This window comes from Streptomyces sp. NPDC104367, from assembly GCF_055583825.1.
In genome coordinates, this window is record NZ_JBVJND010000034.1 from 90,422 (window position 1) to 107,964 (window position 17,543).

Here is a 17,543-nt window from a genome sequence, read left to right on the forward strand (position 1 = left end):
TGACAATCATTGACACTGTACGCACAGGGGAAGCGACACAGCATCGACACATTCACGGCCCGCACCTCCCGGCGTTCAGCGCCCGAGCCAGTCGAGGCAGACCACCAGGGCGTCGTCCTTGGGGAGCGACTGCCCGCGGTGCCCGGTCAGCTCCCGCAGAAGGGCGCGCGGCACCTCCGCGGCGGGCAGCAGCCGGGTGGACATGATCGCCCGGGCGAGGGCGGCGTCCCCGTACGCCTCCCCCTTCGGCGAGGCGACCGCGTACACCCCGTCGCTGACGAGGACGAGCCGGTCGCCGGGCTCGACGGCGAACTCCTGGGCCACGTAGTCGGTCTCCTCGAACATGCCGAGCGGGAGCTGCGCCTCGAAGTCGACGCGCTCGACCGCGCCGTCGCGCAGCCGCAGCAGCTGCGGGGAGCCGGCGTCCACCACCTCGGCCCGGCCCGTGGCGAGTTCGAAGTCGAACATGAGCACCGAGAGGTAGGAACGCCCCCGGTAGTGGGCGTACACCGCCTGGTCGGCCAGGGCGGCCTGGTCGTCGATGGCGATCCCGGCCCGCCGCGCGTTGCGCAGGGCGTTGATGGCGAGGTTCGTCAGCAGGGAGGCCTCGATGCCCTCTCCCATGCCGTTGGTGACGTAGAGCGTGAGGCGGTCGGCCGTGGCGGACCAGTCGAAGTTGTCGCCGTGGATCGCGTACGCCGGTTCGAGCTGCGCGCCGAGTTCGTACTCCGGTCCGGAGCACGAGCGGCCGGGCAGCAGCTGCCACTGCATCTCGGCGGCCAGCGTCAGCCGGTCCTTGCGCCGGGCCTGGAGGTACACGTCCGTGTCGCGTTCGGCCACGACCACCTCGTGCCCGAGCACCTCGGCGATGTCGGCGAGTTCGCCCAGCAGTCCGTCCGCGCCCTCCCGGCCGGGCAGGGCGGCGTCGGGCAGGGTGACCGAGAGGACGCCCAGCCGGTCGCCGCGCACGGTGACCGGCAGATGGACCCGGGTGGATCCGGCGCGGACGCCCTCCACGAACGGTTCCTGGGCGCCGAAGGCCCGACCGGCGGGGCTGTTGTGCACGGACACCGGCTCCGCGGTGTGCGGCGGCTCCGACACCGGCTGAAGGACGGTGAGGCCGTAGTCGGCCATGAACAACTCGACGGACTGCGCCGCGTACTCCTGCGCGAGCACCCGGCTCACGGCCGGGAGCAGCCCGTGCGGGGCCGCCGTACGCAGCGCACGCTCAGCGGTCACAAATCTGTTCACGATCCTCAACACACCCATTCCTCGACGGACACCCGCGGACCTCGCCGGGGCGACGTGGCCGCCCCGGTCGAGTCGCGCCGGGCCGCCCGAACCATGCCTTGCCAACAGCGGTACCTAGTACGCTGGGGTGCGTCCCAGGTGCCTGCGAGAGTGTGACGGTGACTGTCTTCCGCCCCCGCCCCGAGCCCGCCGAGGTCGCACGCGTGACCTTGACGGCCGTGGAGTTGCTGGAAGTCCTGTGGGGCCGGGCCTCGACCGCGCCGGCCTCCCCGTCCCAGATGCGCGTCCTGCTGATGCTCGAACACCAGGACGGCATCAATCTGCGCACCCTCGCCGACTCCCTCGCCTCCACGCCTCCGTCCACCAGCCGGCTCTGCGACCGGCTGGTCGCGGTCGGCCTCGTCGAGCGTGTGATCAGCCCCGCCGACCGGCGTGAGGTGCGTCTGCATCTCAGCGACCGCGGCCGCGCCTTCCTCGACGATCTGCGCGCGCGCCGGGAGCGGGAGCTGCACGCGGTGCTGGAACTCATGCCCGCCGCCAAGCGGACCGCGCTCCTCGAAGGCCTGGAGGCGTTCTGCGACGCGGCGGCACTGCAGATACACGACAACGCCACGCACGCCGGAGACCGGACGGCCTGAGCACGGGGCCGGGCGGCCGGGCATCGCAGATCCTCCCCCATGTGGGACTCCGTAACTCTGTTGCCTTGGGACCATAGTTGTCAAACGGCAACAGTTGTCCCCGCGGGTGCCGCGCCGCGGACCGGGCGCGGTGGACGTCAGGAGGTGGCCAGCATGCCTTCGCGCAGGCGGGCCAGGAGGCGGGAGATCAGCCGGGAGACGTGCATCTGGGAGACGCCGAGGCGTTCGCCGATCTGGGCCTGGGTGAGTTCCTCGACGAACCGCCAGTGGATGATCCTGCGGTCGCGTTCGTCGAGTCCGGCGATCATCGGGGCGAGCGCGTGGAACTCCTCGACCAGGCCGAGGGCGGCGTCCTCGTCGCCGATGAAGTCGGCCAGCGCCGACTCGCCCTCCTCGCCGCCGCCCAGGGCCGCGTCCAGGGAGGCCGACCGGTAGCCGTTGGCGGCGAGCCGGGCCTCGACGACCTCGTCCTCGGGCAGGCTCATCAGCTCGGAGAGCTCCGCCGTCGTCGGCGTCCGGCCCAGCCTGCTGCGCAGTTCCTCGCTCGCGCGGGCGAGCTGGACGCGGGCCTCCTGGAGGCGGCGCGGTACGTGCACGGCCCAGGAGGTGTCGCGGAAGAACCGCTTGATCTCACCGACGATGTACGGCACGGCGAAGGAGGTGAACTCGACCTCGCGGGACAGCTCGAACCGGTCGATGGCCTTGATCAGCCCGATCATGCCGACCTGGACGATGTCCTCCATCTCCTCCGGCCCCCGGCTGCGGAAGCGGCCGGCGGCGTAGCGGACGAGGGACATGTTCATCTCGATCAGGGTGCTGCGGGCGCACTGGAACTCCGGGGTGCCCTCCTCCAGCAGCGCCAGCCGGTCGAAGAAGACCTTCGACAGCTCCCGGGCGTCCTTGGGTGCGACCTTGGAAGGGTCCGCGATCTCCGGAACGTCCACCGTCTGCGTGGTGGTCTGCACGGTCGTCGCCGCCATCATGTGCCCCTCCCGATCGGTCGGCCTCGCCTCACCGGTCCTCCCCGGCACAGACGCGCCTACCCCGGCCGCCCGCCACCATTCCTGGGACCCGGCGGGCGGCCGGGGAAAACGTCGGAAGCCGTGCCGGTCAGGCGTCGGGGGCCGTGTGGACGCGCCGGCCGTCGACGTAGGTGAGGTGGACGCGGGTGTCGGCGATGGCGGACGGCGGGGCGGCGAAGGGGTCGCGGTCGAGGACGACGAGGTCGGCGCGGTTGCCGGGGCGCAGGGTCCCGGTGTCGTCGAGGTGGTTCACATAGGCGCTGCCCGCGGTGTACGCGGCGAGCGCGGTGGTGAGGTCGAGGGCCTGCTCGGGCAGGAACGGCTTGTCGTCGGCGTCGGGCAGGGCGCGGTTGACGGCGACGTGGACGCCGGCCAGCGGGTCGGGGCTGGAGACGGGCCAGTCGCTGCCGGCCGCCAGGGTGGTCCCGGCGCGCAGCAGGTCGCCGAAGGGGTACTGCCAGGCGGCGCGTTCGGGTCCGAGGAAGGGGATGGTGAGTTCGTCCATCTGGGGTTCGTGGGCCGCCCACAGGGCCTGGATGTTCGCGGTGGCCCCCAGCTCGCGGAAGCGGTGGATGTCGTCGGGGTGGACGACCTGGAGGTGGGCGAGATGGGGCCGGGTGTCGCGGGTGCCGTTGGCGGCCCGGGCGGCGGCGACCGCCTCCAGTGCCTCACGGACGGCGCGGTCGCCCAGCGCGTGGAAGTGGACCTGGAAGTCGGCGGCGTCCAGCGCGGTGACGTACCGCTTGAGCGCCTCGGGGTCGACGAAGCTCAGGCCGGAGTTGGCGGTGGCGCAACCGCAGCCGTCGAGGTAGGGGGCGGTCATCGCCGCGGTGTGGTTCTCCGCGACCCCGTCCTGCATGATCTTGACCGTGGAGCAGCGGAGCCTGCCGTGGGTGAGGCGCCGCCGGTTGTGCAGCAGGTCGGGGATCTGCTCCTCGCCCGCGGACCTGCGCCACCACAGGGCGCCGGTCACCGAGGCGGTCAGGGTGCCGTCGAGGGCGGCGGTCAGATAGGCGTCGGAGGGGTCGGGGTAGCCGTCCGCCCCGCACAGCAGGGCGTCCTGCCAGGCGGTGATGCCGAGCCCGTGCAGGAGTTCCTGGGCGCGCAGCAGCCCCGTCAGCCGGTCGGCGGCCGTCTTGGGCGGCAGGTGGGCGCCGACCAGGCTGACCGCGCCCTCCTGGAGCATGCCGACGGGGTCGCCGGCCGGGTCGCGCTCGATGCGGCCGTCCTGCGGGTCGGGGGTGGCGGCGGTGATGCCGGCGATCTCCAGGGCCCGGGTGTTGACCCAGGCGCCGTGGTGGTCCCGGTTGAGGAGGTAGACGGGCCGGTCGGGCACGAGCGTGTCGAGGAACCGCCGGGTCGGTATGCCGCCCTCGAAGCTCTCCATGGACCAGCCGCCGCCGGTGATCCACTCCCGGCCGGGGTGGGCGTCCGCGTAGGCGCGGATGCGGCGGGCGTACTCGTCGGGGTCGGTGGTCCCGGTCAGGTCGCACTCGCCGAGTTCGATGCCGCCCATGACGGCGTGGATGTGGGCGTCCTGGAAGCCGGGCAGCAGCAGGCGGCCGCGCAGGTCGACGACCTCGGTGCGCGGGCCGACGAGCTCCTTGACCTCGTCGTGGCCGACGGCGGTGATCCGGCCGTCGGTGACGGCGAGGGTGGTGGCCCTGGTACGGGCCGGGTCCACGGTCAGGACCGGGCCGTTGGTGAGGACGAGGTCTGCGGCGGGCTGGGACATGGGGTGCGGAGTTCCAATCACTGGGGGTACGGCCGGGCCGGGTGGAGGCCCGGGTCAGGGCAGGGACTCGGCCTCGGCGGCCGGGACGGCGGCGGGCGCGGGTGTACGGGTGAAGGCGGGGGCGCGGCGGTACCACTTGGCGACCGCGGACACCCCGAGGCCGGTCACGAGGATCGCGCCGGGACACAGCAGGTTGAACCAGCCGTTGTCGACGCTGACTTCGAAGGTGTCGCTGAGGGTCGCGTAGTAGAGCGCGAGGTAGGCGCCGAGGGCGAACAGGACGACGGCGCACACGGCCGGCACGACGACGGCGAGGACGGCCTCGCGCGGGCTGGTGCGCAGGAGACCCCGGAAGCGCAGGGCGCAGGCGATGGCGGTGAGCCCGTAGTAGAGCGCGACGAGGATGCCGATGGCGTTGACCGCGGCCAGGATCGCCTCGTTGAGCTTGGGGATCACCACGGTCAGGACCGCGACGACCGCGGAGATGACGGTGACGATCACGGTGCCGGCGGTGGGCCCGCCGTGCCGGGCGCTGATGCGTGCCCAGACGGGGCCGAGGGTGCGTTCGCGGCTCATGGCCAGGGTGAGGCGGGCGGTCGGGATGATGCCGGCCTGGAGGGAGGCCACGGCCGAGAACATGAGCGCGATCAGCGGGAGGGTGGCCCAGGGCTCGTCGGCGAGCCGGGAGGCGTAGTAGGTCAGCCCCTGGGCGCCGGTCTCGCTCATCTCGGGGGCGGTCATGACCCGCTGGAAGGCGACGGCGCCCAGGAGGAACAGGCCGAGCATGGTGAACAGGGCGATGTAGCTGCCCCGGGCCGCGTCGTCGGCCCGCTCCGTCTCCTCGGTGACCGAGAAGGCGGCGTCCCAGCCCCAGTAGAAGAAGACCGCCAGGACCAGGCCCTGGGCCAGGGCGGCGGGCGAGTCGAAGGCGAACGGGTCGAACCAGGACAGCGAGAAGGGATGGTCGCCCGCGATCACGCCCCAGCAGCAGAAGACCAGCAGGACGGCGTACTCGAAGACGAGCAGGTAGGTCTGGAGCCGGGTGGCCTTGTGGATGCCGGTCACCGCGGTCACGGTGACCGCGGCCAGGACGACCAGGCCGATCAGCGTGCACTGGAGGGTGGAGTTGGCGTCCAGGCGCCAGCCCAGGAGGCTGTCGAGGCCCGCCTTCCGGGCGCACTGCACCAGGACGGAACCGGTCACGGACGTGGTGTAGGCGAGGAAGACGACGCCGCCGGCGAGCGGGACCCAGCCGGCGATCATCCCGAGCCAGGGGCCCATGCTGCGGCCGACCCACACGTATCCGGCGCCGCAGTTGGGCTCCGCCTTGTTCAGGCGGGCGTAGGCGCTGGCGATGCCGAGCATCGGCAGGAAGCCGAGCAGCAGGATCAGCGGCGTCTGCCGCCCCGTGATCGAGGCGAGGACACCGAGGCCGATACCGATGCTGGTGGTCGCGGCGGTACTGGAGGCGGCCAGTACGACGCCGTCGAGGACCCCCAGCGACTTCTTCAGCTCCGGGGACGAGGTGGTGTGTTCCATGGGCGACCGGTCCAGGGTGGCGGGACGCGCGGGGGCGTCCGTGAGCGGTTGCGGAAGGTTTGCCGGTGCGGCGGCGTGGAGACGGCCCGTAGGGGCACGGCTTGGTCTCGCTGGTGGAGCCACATCAAACAGCTCTGGACTTTTAAGGTCAATCACGTTGTCATAAGAACGCCACCGTACGTTCCCGCACAGATCGGAGTCCTGGTGAGCACCTTCGGCGAAACGGACGACACCGCCCCGGCCGGGCGGCTCGCGGCCGGACGGCGACGCCGTACGACGCAGACGGGGACGGTGCTGAGCCAGGAGCTGATCGTGCGGACGGCGATCCGCCTGCTGAACCAGCACGGCGCGGACGCGCTGGGCGTGCGCCGCCTCGGGGCGGCGCTGGGCGCGGACCCCTCGGCGCTGTACCGCTACTTCCGCAGCACCGACGAGCTCGTCCTGGCCGTCGCCGACGAGCTGATCGGGATGAGCCTGAAGGACCTTGAGATCACCGGCGACTGGCGTGCCGACCTGCGCCGCAGCGGGATGAACCTGCACCGCACGTACACCGCGCACCCGCAGGCCGCGGTGCTCGCCGCCTCCCGGGTCACCCGGCGCCCCAACGAGATGCGGGGCGTGGAGACCGGTCTGGGCATCCTGCGCGACGCCGGCTTCGGACCGGACGACGCGGCCCTCTACTACCACCGGTTCATCGACTTCACGCTGGGCTTCGCCGCCATCGACGCGGCCGCCCACGCGCTGCCCGCGGAGGCCGAGGCCGCCGACCGCGGGGCCTGGCAGGCGACCTACGCCCGGCTGCCCGCCGAGGAGTACCCGCGCATCGCCGAGTCCGCGCGGGCCCTCGCGCAGACCATGCCCACCAGTGCCTACCCCGGCGCGCTGGAGGTCTTCCTCGACGGCCTGCAGACCGCCCTCGCCCGGCAGGCCCGGTGACCCCGTAAGCCCCGGCCCGCCACCGCCCACTCCCGCCCACCCGCCCGCTCGACTGAAGGACCACCATGGCCCGCCGAGACGACACCACCACCCTCCTGGACCTCGGGCTGTTCACCGGCGCCCCCCAGCACGACCACTTCTGCCGGATCGCCGAGCTGGTGGACACCCGCGAGGTCCCCGCCGCGTCCCGGCCCCACGTCTGGCCCGAGGGCGAGCCGGCCGTCCTGCCCCGGACCTTCGAGTTCGACGGCGGGACCCGGCAGGTAAACGAGTTCCTGGCCGGCACCGACACCGCCGCGCTGCTGGTGCTCGTCGACGGCGAGATCCGGCACGAGCGGTACGCGCTGACCGGCGGCCCCGAGGTGCCGTGGCTGTCGATGTCGGTGGCCAAGAGCTTCGTCTCCGCACTCGTCGGCATCGCCGTGGCGGAGGGGCACATCCGCGACGTCGAGGATCAGATCAGCGCCTACGTGCCGGTCGAGCCCGGCTCCGCCTACGACGGCGTCTCCATCAGGAACGTCCTGCGGATGTCCTCCGGCGCCCGCTGGAACGAGGACTACAGCGACCCCGGCTCCGACATCTACCGGCTGGTGCTGGCCACGGTCGGGGTCGAGGGCGCCCACCTCGACGGCTTCGTCGCGGCCATGGGCCGCGAGAGCGAGCCGGGCACCGTCTGCCGCTACAACTCCGGCGAGACCCAGATCCTGGGCGCCCTGATAGCCAGGGCGACCGGACGCACCGTCGCCGACTACATGCGCGAGAAGCTCACCGGTCCCCTCGGCACCGCCTCCCCGGGCCACTGGATCCTGGACACCACCGGGACGGAGGTGGCCTACGCCGGGCTCAACCTGACCGCCCGCGACTACGCGCTCCTCGGCGAGCTCTACCGCAACGGCGGCCGGTGGCAGGGCCGGCAACTCGTCCCGGCGCAGTGGGTCCACGACTCCACCACCGTCACCGCCCCGCACCTGGCGCCCGGCCGGGCGTTCGCCGACGACGGGCAGAGCGATCTCGGCTACGGCTACCAGTGGTGGCTCCTGGACGGGGACCGCGGCGAGTTCAGCGCCATCGGCGTCTACAACCAGTTCGTCTACGTCGACCCGGCCGCCCGCACCACCATCGTCAAGCTGTCCGCCAACCGCACCTACGGCACCTCGGCGGAGGAGTCCGCCAACCGGGAGGCGGAGACCCTGGCCTTCCTGCGGTCCGTCGCACGGCACACGAGCTGAGACCTGCCCGACCGGGTCCCGCGGGACCCACCCCCTGTCGCCACCCAGGACCGATGCAAGGAGGCATCATGTCGAATCTGGCGGAGTTCCTCACCCACACGGCACGCCGGTACCCCGAGCACACCGCACTGAGGCTCGGCACCGCGGCCGTCACCTACGCCGAACTGGACGAACGCAGCGCGCGTGCCGCCGCGCTGCTGCGGGCCGAGGGCGTGCGCCCCGGCGACCGGGTCGCGCTGATGCTGCCCAACGTGCCGGAGTTCGTCGTCCTCTACTACGGCGTCCTGCGCGCCGGCGGCATCGTCGTGCCGCTCAACCCGCTGCTCAAGGAGCGCGAGGTGGACTACCACCTGCGCGACTCCGGCGCCGTCCTGCTGTGCGAATGGCACCAGGCGCCCGGCGAGGGGACCCAGGGGGCGACCGCGGCCGGTGTGCGCCGACTGGCCGTGGAACCCGCCGGGTTCGCCGCGGCACTCGCCCAGTTGCCGCCGGCGTACGAGGTCGCCGGGACGGCCGGCGAGGACGTCGCCGTGCTGCTCTACACCTCGGGCACCACCGGCCGCCCCAAGGGCGCCTCGCTCACCCACGCGGGCCTGCGCCACAACACCGAGGTCACCTCGGTCGACATCGAACTGCTCACCGCCGAGGACGTCGTCGTCGGCTGTCTGCCGCTGTTCCACATCTTCGGGCAGATCTGCACCCTCAGCGCCGCCGTGCACGCCGGCGCCACGCTGGTCCTCGTCCCCCGCTTCGACCCGCAGGCCGTGCTCGACACCATCGCCCGCGACCGGGCGACCGTCTTCGAGGGGGTGCCCACGATGTACGCGGCGCTGCTGGCGCACCCGGCCGCCGCCGACACCGACGTCTCGACCCTGCGCATGTGCATCTCCGGCGGCGCCTCCCTGCCCGTCGAGGTCCTGCACGGCGTCGAACGGCTCTTCGGCTGCCCCGTCCTCGAAGGCTTCGGCATGTCCGAGACCAGCCCGGTCGTCACCTTCAACCACAGCGACCGGCCCCGCAAACCCGGCTCCGTCGGCACCCCCGTCCGCGATGTCGAGGTACGGCTGCTCGACGAGGCCGGGCGGGACGTCGCGCCCGGCGCCGTCGGCGAGCTGTCCGTGCGCGGGCCGAACGTGATGAAGGGCTACTGGAACCGCCCCGAGGAGACCGCCGCGGCCGTCCCCGACGGCTGGCTGCGCACCGGCGACCTCGCCCGCGCCGACGAGGACGGCTATCTCTACATCGTCGACCGCAAGAAGGACCTGATCATCCGCGGCGGCTACAACGTCTACCCGCGCGAGATCGAGGAGGTCCTGCACGAGCATCCCGCCGTGGGCCTGGCCGCGGTGGTCGGGATACCGCACGAGCACCTCGGCGAGGAGATCGGCGCCGCGGTGGTCCTGCGCCCGTCCGCACGGGCCACCCCCGACGAGCTCCGCGACTTCGTCAAGGAACGGGTGGCCGCCTACAAGTACCCCCGGCACGTCAGGATCGTCGACGCCCTGCCGACCGGCCCCAGCGGCAAGATCCTCAAACGGCAGGTCACCTTCCCGGCCGGCTGAACACCGGCCCCGCGCCCACCGGGGCAACGGGGGACCACGCGCCGGCCCCGGTCAGCGCCGGCGCTGGTCCGCCCGCAGTTCGAAGTCGCCGTAGCTGTTGTCGGCGGGGTTGACGGTCACTCCCGGTGCCACGATCTCGTCGATTCGGTCGAGGACGTCGGCCGGGAGCGTGATGTCGGCGGCGGGCAGGAACGCCTCCAGCTGCTCCATGGTGCGCGGTCCGATGATCGCCGAGGTGACGCCCGGGTGGTTGACGACGAAGGCGACGGCCAGCTCGATCAGGGTGAGCCCGGCCTTGTCCGCCAGCAGCGCGAGCTGTTCGACGGCGTCGAGCTTGCGCTGGCTGGCGGGGCTGGCCATGTCGAAGCGGGCCGCCGGGCGCATCGCCGAGGCCGGACCGGCGGCGGTGGTGTCCCGGCGGTAGCGGCCCGAGAGCCACCCGCCGGCCAGCGGGCTGTAGGTCAGCGTGCCCATGCCGTGCCGGCGCGCGGTGGGAAGCACGTCCTCCTCGACGCCGCGGACCAGGAGCGAGTACGGCGGCTGCTCGGTCACGAACCGCTCCAGGCGCCGCTCCCGGGACACCCACTGGGCCTCGACGATCCGGGAGCCGGAGTAGGAGGAGGAGCCGAGGTACCGGACCTTGCCCTGGTGCACGAGGTCGGAGAGGGCGCCGAGGGTCTCCTCGACGTCGGTGTCCGGGCCGGGGCGGTGGACCTGGTAGAGGTCGATGTGGTCGGTGCCCAGGCGCCGCAGGGAGTTCTCCACCTCGCGGACGATCCAGCGCCGCGAGCCCCCGCGCCGGTTGGGGTCGTCCGGGCTCATGGGCATGAAGAACTTGGTCGCCAGGAACACGTCCTCGCGCCGCCCCCTCAGCGCCTCGCCGACGATCTCCTCCGAGACACCGCCGGAGTAGACGTCTGCGGTGTCGACGAAGTTGACGCCCGCGTCGAGGGCACGGTGGATGACGCGTACGGAGTCGGCCCGGTCCTCGTTGCCCCAGGGGCCGAACATCATCGCGCCCAGGCAGAGCGGGCTGACCTGGACGCCGATGCGACCGAGCGGTCGGTACTGCATACGGCGGTTCTCCTCGTTTCGTCCGCGCTGTGCGGGGTCAGTCGTTCGCGGTGGGGGCGACCGTGCCGGTGCTCGCCCAGCTGGCGAGCAGGCCGAGTGCCTCCCGCTCCCGCGAGTCCGGTTCGGGGGTGTAGAAGCTGAGCCGGAGGCCGGGGTCGGAGGGCAGGTCCATCGCCTCGTACGGCAGGGCGAGATCGCCGACCAGCGGATGGTGCAGGTGCTTCACGCCGGAGCGGTGGAACTTCACGTCGTGCCGGGCCCACCGGGCGGCGAACTCGCCGCTCCTCGCCGTCAGCTCCCCGATCAGGTCGGTCAGCGCCCTGTCGTGCGGCGACCGGCCCGTCTCGGTGCGCAGGAAGGCCACCGAATCGTCGGCGCCCTTGTTCCAGTCGGTCCAGAACTCCCTGCTCGCGGGGTCCAGGAACATGAAACGGGCGCTGTTGACCGGGCCGCGCCGAGCGAACAGCGGTGAGTCGAAGACCGGTGCGTACAGCGCCCGGCCCAGCGCGTTCGCGGCCAGGATGTCGAACCGCGCGTTGCGCACGTACGCCGGTACGCCGGCCATGGCGTCCAGCAGCCGCAGGATCGTGGGCCGGACACGGGACGCGGTCACCCTGGGCCGCCGGCCCGCCGGGGTCGCCGCGCGGGCCAGGTCGTAGAGGTGGGTGCGCTCGGCCTCGTCGAGCTGGAGCGCGTGGGCGAGGGCTTCGAGCACCGAGTCGGAGGCGCCGCTGAGGTTTCCGCGCTCCAGCCGGACGTAGTAGTCGACGCTCATGCCCGCCAGCAGGGCGACCTCCTCGCGGCGCAGACCGGCGACGCGGCGGTTCCCGCCGTACACCGTCAGCCCGGCCTGTTCCGGGGTGATGCGGGCCCGCCGGGTGCTCAGGAACTCGCGCACCTCGGCGGTCCGGTTCGCCTTGTCCCCGGGCACGGCAGCCTCCTCCTGGTCGGCCGGCGTGGATCCGCGCCGGCCCTCTCACCGTAGGTCGGTCGCGGAGCGCCTGCGAGGTACTGCCATTACCTGGAACGACGGCGCCTCCCACCCGCGACGTCCCGGAACCGCCCCATGCCGCGCCACCCGGACGGGCGAACACGAGGCCGGCCGGTGCCCCGACCGAGGCGATCCGTACGCACGACGGGGGTCAGGTCGACCGACACCCCGCAAGGCGCCCGTCGCGATCGCGACGGGGAGCGGGCGCCGGTCAGCGGATGCGGAGGCCGAAACCGCCGGTGTACACGTCCGTACGGTTCCGCGGTGCGCCGGAACGGGTCTCGGTGAGCACCGCACGTACTCCCCTGCCGTCTGCCACCAGGCCCTGGTAGTCGCCGAGGAAGTAGCCCCCGGCGAACGGCGCCCGCAGCCAGTCGAAGACCCGCGAGATCCGCCGCTCGGTGCGGAGCCTCGGGTTTCCGTGCTCCAGCGTGGCCAGTTGGTAGGCGGTGGGCAGGGTGGTGGTGTTGCCCGGCCTGAGGAAGCGCAGGTCGTAGTAGGTGAGCGCGACCGTACCCCGCTCGGCGACCGCGATCGACGGCGAGAAGGCCGGAACGCCCTCGGGGCTGATCAGCTCCGGACTCCCCCAGGTGCGTCCGCCGTCGGTGGACCGCACGAGCTGGACGGAGTCGAACCGTCCGCCGGAGAAGTCCGAGCCCTCGTAGGCCATGTACAGGGCGCCCGTCCCGGGGTCGACGGCCGGGCTCGGCAGGGTGGCCGCGGCGCGCAGCGTTCTGGCGGGGTCGTTCGGGTCGACCTCCGGCACGGAGGTGTCCCGGGCCACGGTGACCGGAGCGCTCCAGGTCTCTCCGGCGTCGGTCGAGGTGACCATCTCGTAGCGGGCTTCGACGACGGTGCTCAGGTCGTCGGCGTAGGTGATCCGGTCGAAGAAGTCGTACAGGGTGCCGGTGCGCCGGTCGACGACGATCAGATGGCCGATGGTCTGGGTGTCGGGCACGGTGCTGGTGCGGACGAACGGCCGGGCCCTGCTCCAGGTACGGCCGCCGTCGCGGGTGAGGGAGATGTAGCCGGGGCCGTCGAGCGAGCCGGGACCGGGCGGGTCGTTGTCGAGGCGGTTCCAGACCTGGTAGGCGGTGCCCTTGCGGACCGGGTCGGCGGTGAGCGACGGCTTGTCGTTGAAGAACGGCTGCTCGTCGACGTGGGTGGTGGTGAGGTGCTGCCACGTACGGCCGCCGTCACGGGACGTGACCGCCAGGAGGGCGCTGCGCGTGCTCTTCGTGAAGTCGACGCCCTCCCCGCCGGCGTAGACCGTGCCGTCGGGTCCGGTGCTCACCCAGGGGTCGGAGGCCCGTTCGTAGTCCGCTCCGCCGGGAGCGCAGAGGCTGAACGGCAGCGTGCTCCGGTGGAAGGTGTGGCCGTCCGTGGTCCAGCCGGCCGCCAGGCCGCGGGCGCCGCCGTCGTTCCAGCGGTCCTGCTGGAACACGGTGACCACGCGCTTGGGGTCGCGCGGATCGACGGACAGGTACGGCTCGACCTCGCTGCCCGGGTAGACGATGCTGTCGGGGGACCTCGCTCCGACGGCGCACTTCGCGTACGGGTCGCCGTGGGACACCCTGACCAGTGCTGTGCCGCCGGGGTCCGGATCCGCCGCGGCGGGAGTCGTACCCGTGACCGTGACGAGCAGGAGCGCGGCGGTGGTGACGGCGGTCAGGGGCAGGTGGACGCGCATGCGGGATCTCCTCCGGGCCTGTCGGCCGGGTTACGGCACCACCGTCATCGGGGCGGCCTGGGGCGCGGAGGCGTACCGGAACACGAGGGCGGGGCGACTTCGCCTGGTCCTTTTCGGCGCTGCGGCCGGTCCCCTTGATGGGCCGAACGACGGAGTCGTCCCTGGGGCGTTCGGGAGCACGGCGAAGCCGACCGGCAGGTGCATCGAGCCGCCGGTCGGCCCCTTGGCCAGGCCCTCGGCCAAGGGCCACCGGTCAGGTGATCGTCTGCGCGGTCCCGTCGTGCGGCGTGCAGGCGTAGCCCGCGTACGGGCGTGAAACGACCTGCCCGCCGGCGGCCGCGCAGTCGTCCCGGGAGGTGGTCGGGGACGAGGCGGCCCCGGCGCCGACAGCGCCGACGGCGCTCACCCCGGCGAGGGTCACCGCGGCCGGGGCGAGCCAGGGATCCGTCGCATGCGCATGACTTCCTCCTCCGGGCACCCTCGTCCGGCCTTCGGGAGGCCGGGGCTGGTGCTGGTGCCGGTGCGTGTCCTGGTGCCCGGGCCGGGGCCGGCGGGCGGCCGGCGGGCGTGGTCCGTCAGCGCGGTTCGTGGGCCGCCGCCCGGCAGGCCGCGGTCGCGGCACCGCCCGCCACTCCGGCCCCGGTCAGCCCGGTCACACAGCTCTGAAGGTCTCCGACCACGCCACGGCCGCAGGCCGCTGTGACGGAGTCGGAAGCGGTGGCACCGGCTTGCACGGCCATCTGCGTGCAGGCGGGGATGTCCGCCCGGGCCGCGGGAGCGGCGAGGACCGCCCCGCCGAGGGTGAGGGTCAGACCGGTGAGGGCACCGGCGATGCGGGTCGACGTGCGCATGGGACGCACCTGCCTTACGGGTCGGTCGCGGTCCTGGTCCCGGCGGACCGGAGCCGCGGATGAGGCCGCCTGGCGGTGCCCGGTGAACGGTGCCCCGCCGCAGGATCCTGCGTGGCGTCCGGCATCCGTTGAGCCGCACCGGAGACGACCGCCAGGCCGAGGAAGGAAGAAGAGGGCCCCGAACCGGATGAGACACGCTCGGACCTCCCCTCACGGGCCCCTCACTCCAGCCTCGCACCCTCTCCCCCACCCGTCCTGGGCACCCCGCCCGGCCTGCCCCCCGTACGCCTCGCGGCGGCGCCGGTGCTCGGCGACGGCGGCCACGAGCCGTCCCGGCGGAGGCACCGGATGTGACCGTTGCCGTACAGCACGTCGGGCAGCCGACGCATCGGCTCCCGGCTCGCGCCGCGTCCCGGGGTTCCCCGAGGGACCACGGGACGCGGCGCGGCCCGCGAGGGCGCCGTCCGCCCGGACGGAAGAACCTGGCCGATCGGACGGGAGGCATGGCCAGTTGGCCGACGCGAAGCCGAGAGGAAGGCAGCCCGATGCATCAGCGAACGTCCGACCGCGGCGCCGGCGTGACCGCCGAGTTCGAGAGGGACGTCGTCAAGCTCTTGCTGGAGGCGATGCGCGCGGTGGACAAGCAGGGACGCGAGGGCATCGGTACGGAGAGCGTGCTGTACGCGCTCGTGTCGGGTGACTCGGCCGCGGGTTCCGCGATCGCGCCCGGGATCAGGGCCTCCGGCTCGCTCGGCGGTGACGAGTCCACTGCGCCGGTTCTTCACCCGTCGTGGGCTCGCCTGCCGGATGCCGGCCGAGAGGGAGAGGGCGTGAGCGAGATCAGCGTGCCGGACGGGCGGCGGACAGTACGCTGGATCCGGCGGGATCGGGCCCGCAGCACAGTGTCCGGGAGGTCCTTCATGACGGCCGAGATGCTGGCCCCTGCGTGGATGCATGAGCAGATCACGGCGGAGGAGTACGAGGGGCCCTGACCCCGGATCCTGGACACGGGTTATGCGGCTTCGGCCAGCGTAGTTGATGTTGTTCGGAGTGCTCGCTCGTAGGCGATGGGGCTGCGGTGTCCGAGGCGGGAGTGGCGTCGGACGGTGTTGTAGCGGTGCAGCCAGCGGAAGAGGTCCAGGCGGGCCTCGCGCTCGTCGTTCCAGGCCCTGCGGCCCTGGAGGGTCTCGCGTTTGCAGGTCGCGTTGAACGACTCGGCGAGTGCGTTGTCCGCCGAGCTGCCGATGGCGCTCATGGACTGGATCACGCCGGCCCGGCGGCAGGCGTCGGCGAAGACTCGGCTGCAGTCTTGGGCCCCGTGATCGGTGTGCATCACGGCGCCGACGAGGCTGCCGCGGGTCCGCTCGGCCGCCTTCAGGGCGTCGACAACGAGGTCGGCACGCATGTGGTCGGCGATCGCCCACCCGACCAGGCGCCGTGAGCAGAGATCGATCACGGTCGCGAGATAGCGGAACCTCCCGCCGGCCAGGGGCAGATAAGCGATGTCGCCGACGTACTTCCGGTTCACCTCGTCCGCGGTGAAGTCACGGCCGATCAGGTCCGGCACCTTCACCGCGGCGGGGTCCGGGACGGTGGTGCGATGTTTCCTGCGCAGGCGAAGAGCGGCCAGCCCGACCGACCGCATGACACGGGCGACCCGCTTGTGGTTCACCACCTCGCCGTCCTCGCGGAGTTCAGCGGTGATCCTGGGGACGCCGTAGGTGCCGTCCGAGGCCCGATGGATCACGCGTATCCGGGCGGCGAGCTGAGCGTCGGCAGCCTGGCGGGCCGCCCGCAGCGGTGCACTGCGGCGCCAGTGGTAGAAGCTTGAGCGGGCGACGCCCAGAATGCGGCACAACCGCTTCACGCCGTAACGGCGCTGGTGATCCTCAACGAACTGGCAGCGGTTCACCAGCCCGTCTCCGAGGCGAAATAGCGGGCCGCCTTGCGCAGAATCTCCCGTTCCTTCTTCAGTTCGGCGTTCTCCCGCCGCAAGGCAGCGACCTCGGCCTCCAGAGCCGACGGCGTCACCGGCACTGCCAGCGGCTCCACCGCCCGGCGGCCGCGCGGACGGCTGGCGCCCGCGTCCCGAATCCAGTTGCGCAGCGTCTCCGGGTTCACGGGGCTTCACCCCTGTGTCAGGCCAACTGGCAAGCTGCCGAAGCAGCATGAAAATGCTCCTTGGCTCAGGGTTGGCGCTTGTGAACCCCGACATCCTGGGTCTGGCTGGTTGTCCTGACGGGTGCACTGCTGCGCCCGTGGTGTCGACCGCTGAGCTCGGCGTCGAGTGTCTCCTGAGCCACGCGCATGGCCTCGGCGTATACGGGGTCCTGCAGCCGCTTCCACATCTCGCCTTCAGAGACGTCCTCAACGCAGCTGACCACCCACCAGATGTTGCCGAAGGGGTCCTTGATACGCCCTCCGCGCTGTCCGAAGGCGTCGTCGGCCGGGGAAGTGACAACATGGCCGCCAGCTGCGACGGCTTGTGAGAACGCCTCGTCCGCATCGGCGACAAATACACGCAGCAGGCTCGCCATGGTGGGCCAGTCCGCGTGTCGGTCGAAGGCCAACACGACGGTGTCGCCGACTCGGATCTCAGCGTGACCGATCAAACCATCCTCGGTCGCCACCCGCCCGAGTTCCTCGCCCCCGAACGCCTGGGCGACGAAGTCGAGGAAGGAGCCCGTGTCGTCGGTGACGACCCAGGGCGCAACGGTGGTGTAGCCCTCCGGCGCGGGACTGATCTGCTCGGGCATCGCGGTCCTTTCACTGACGCTAATTGCCGGCAGCGACGATAGGCGCGAGCTAGGTCAGTTTCTGTCCTAGACAGCAGTGAGTTTGAGTCGCAACCAGTGCTATCTCACGACTGCTCGCACTGCTCCAGACCCCGCCTTTCAACCGCGCCCCCGTCAGCCTGAGGTTGGAAAACACTCCCTACGTTGTTCTGCGGGATGTGGTGAGCCCTTCGTATGGTTCACCCACCCAGGGGTGCCGGGTGTGGTTCAAAACGCTCTGCCGCTTGTGG

General features: G+C 72.2%; 17 protein-coding genes. 5 read left to right on the forward strand and 12 right to left on the reverse strand.

Features of this window, described 5'->3' with window-relative positions:
• Positions 1 to 75: 75 nt before the first annotated feature.
• Positions 76 to 1,239: a PP2C family protein-serine/threonine phosphatase gene (locus ACZ619_RS37185; protein ID WP_469608782.1), complete on the reverse strand. Its 1,164-nt coding sequence runs from the start codon at positions 1,237 to 1,239 to the stop codon at positions 76 to 78.
• Between the two features lie 164 nt (positions 1,240 to 1,403).
• Between ACZ619_RS37185 and ACZ619_RS37190 the strand changes: the two genes are divergently transcribed.
• Positions 1,404 to 1,889: a MarR family winged helix-turn-helix transcriptional regulator gene (locus ACZ619_RS37190; RefSeq protein WP_469608785.1), complete on the forward strand. Its 486-nt coding sequence runs from the start codon at positions 1,404 to 1,406 to the stop codon at positions 1,887 to 1,889.
• Positions 1,890 to 2,026: 137 nt separating this feature from the next.
• Here ACZ619_RS37190 and ACZ619_RS37195 read toward each other — a convergent pair whose 3' ends face one another.
• The 3 genes from ACZ619_RS37195 to ACZ619_RS37205 form a co-directional block, all read right to left on the reverse strand.
• Positions 2,027 to 2,872, reverse strand: a complete 846-nt coding sequence (locus ACZ619_RS37195; protein ID WP_469608788.1) for an RNA polymerase sigma factor SigF — start codon at positions 2,870 to 2,872, stop codon at positions 2,027 to 2,029.
• A 127-nt stretch (positions 2,873 to 2,999) separates the two neighbouring features.
• Positions 3,000 to 4,646, reverse strand: coding sequence for an amidohydrolase (locus ACZ619_RS37200; RefSeq protein ID WP_469608791.1), 1,647 nt, complete (start codon positions 4,644 to 4,646; stop codon positions 3,000 to 3,002).
• 54 nt (positions 4,647 to 4,700) lie between these two features.
• Positions 4,701 to 6,185, reverse strand: coding sequence for an APC family permease (locus ACZ619_RS37205; RefSeq protein ID WP_469608794.1), 1,485 nt, complete (start codon positions 6,183 to 6,185; stop codon positions 4,701 to 4,703).
• Positions 6,186 to 6,389: 204 nt separating this feature from the next.
• Here ACZ619_RS37205 and ACZ619_RS37210 point away from each other — a divergent pair, with 204 nt between their 5' ends.
• The 3 genes from ACZ619_RS37210 to ACZ619_RS37220 all read left to right on the forward strand — a co-directional run bounded on the left by ACZ619_RS37210 (position 6,390) and on the right by ACZ619_RS37220 (position 9,912).
• Complete coding sequence (locus ACZ619_RS37210) at positions 6,390 to 7,121, forward strand: TetR/AcrR family transcriptional regulator (RefSeq protein WP_469608796.1); 732 nt, start codon at positions 6,390 to 6,392, stop codon at positions 7,119 to 7,121.
• A gap of 65 nt (positions 7,122 to 7,186) precedes the next feature.
• Positions 7,187 to 8,350 carry a serine hydrolase domain-containing protein gene (locus ACZ619_RS37215; RefSeq protein WP_469608799.1) on the forward strand — a complete coding sequence of 388 codons (1,164 nt, stop codon included), beginning with the start codon at positions 7,187 to 7,189 and terminating at the stop codon, positions 8,348 to 8,350.
• 68 nt (positions 8,351 to 8,418) lie between these two features.
• Complete coding sequence (locus tag ACZ619_RS37220; RefSeq protein WP_469608801.1) at positions 8,419 to 9,912, forward strand: long-chain-fatty-acid--CoA ligase; 1,494 nt, start codon at positions 8,419 to 8,421, stop codon at positions 9,910 to 9,912.
• Positions 9,913 to 9,963: 51 nt separating this feature from the next.
• Here the strand turns inward: ACZ619_RS37220 and ACZ619_RS37225 are convergent, their stop codons facing one another.
• The 5 genes from ACZ619_RS37225 to ACZ619_RS37245 form a co-directional block, all read right to left on the reverse strand.
• Complete coding sequence (locus ACZ619_RS37225; protein ID WP_469608804.1) at positions 9,964 to 10,986, reverse strand: aldo/keto reductase; 1,023 nt, start codon at positions 10,984 to 10,986, stop codon at positions 9,964 to 9,966.
• A gap of 37 nt (positions 10,987 to 11,023) precedes the next feature.
• On the reverse strand, positions 11,024 to 11,917 hold the full coding sequence (locus ACZ619_RS37230) for a helix-turn-helix transcriptional regulator (RefSeq protein WP_469608807.1): 894 nt from the start codon (positions 11,915 to 11,917) through the stop codon (positions 11,024 to 11,026).
• A gap of 271 nt (positions 11,918 to 12,188) precedes the next feature.
• Positions 12,189 to 13,667, reverse strand: a complete 1,479-nt coding sequence (locus ACZ619_RS37235) for a sialidase family protein (RefSeq protein ID WP_469608810.1) — start codon at positions 13,665 to 13,667, stop codon at positions 12,189 to 12,191.
• Between the two features lie 253 nt (positions 13,668 to 13,920).
• Positions 13,921 to 14,073 carry a hypothetical protein gene (locus ACZ619_RS37240; protein ID WP_469608814.1) on the reverse strand — a complete coding sequence of 51 codons (153 nt, stop codon included), beginning with the start codon at positions 14,071 to 14,073 and terminating at the stop codon, positions 13,921 to 13,923.
• 169 nt (positions 14,074 to 14,242) lie between these two features.
• A complete protein-coding gene (locus ACZ619_RS37245; RefSeq protein WP_469608817.1) occupies positions 14,243 to 14,518 on the reverse strand; it encodes a hypothetical protein in 276 nt (91 codons plus the stop codon).
• A gap of 578 nt (positions 14,519 to 15,096) precedes the next feature.
• On the opposite strand from ACZ619_RS37245, the gene ACZ619_RS37250 reads away from it, so the two are divergent.
• The gene (locus ACZ619_RS37250) at positions 15,097 to 15,510 is read left to right on the forward strand and encodes a hypothetical protein (protein ID WP_469608820.1); all 414 of its coding nucleotides are present in this window, start codon (positions 15,097 to 15,099) and stop codon (positions 15,508 to 15,510) included.
• Between the two features lie 20 nt (positions 15,511 to 15,530).
• Here ACZ619_RS37250 and ACZ619_RS37255 read toward each other — a convergent pair whose 3' ends face one another.
• The 3 genes from ACZ619_RS37255 to ACZ619_RS37265 all read right to left on the reverse strand — a co-directional run bounded on the left by ACZ619_RS37255 (position 15,531) and on the right by ACZ619_RS37265 (position 17,274).
• Positions 15,531 to 16,430 (reverse strand): IS3 family transposase, encoded by a 900-nt coding sequence (locus ACZ619_RS37255; protein WP_469608823.1) that lies wholly within the window; start codon positions 16,428 to 16,430, stop codon positions 15,531 to 15,533.
• Entirely contained in the window at positions 16,427 to 16,639 is a 213-nt protein-coding gene (locus ACZ619_RS37260; RefSeq protein ID WP_469608826.1) for a transposase, read from the reverse strand. Before ACZ619_RS37260 ends, ACZ619_RS37255 begins: the two co-directional genes overlap by 4 nt.
• Positions 16,640 to 16,704: 65 nt before the next feature.
• Positions 16,705 to 17,274, reverse strand: a complete 570-nt coding sequence (locus tag ACZ619_RS37265; RefSeq protein WP_469608827.1) for a VOC family protein — start codon at positions 17,272 to 17,274, stop codon at positions 16,705 to 16,707.
• Between the last annotated feature and the right edge of the window lie 269 nt (positions 17,275 to 17,543).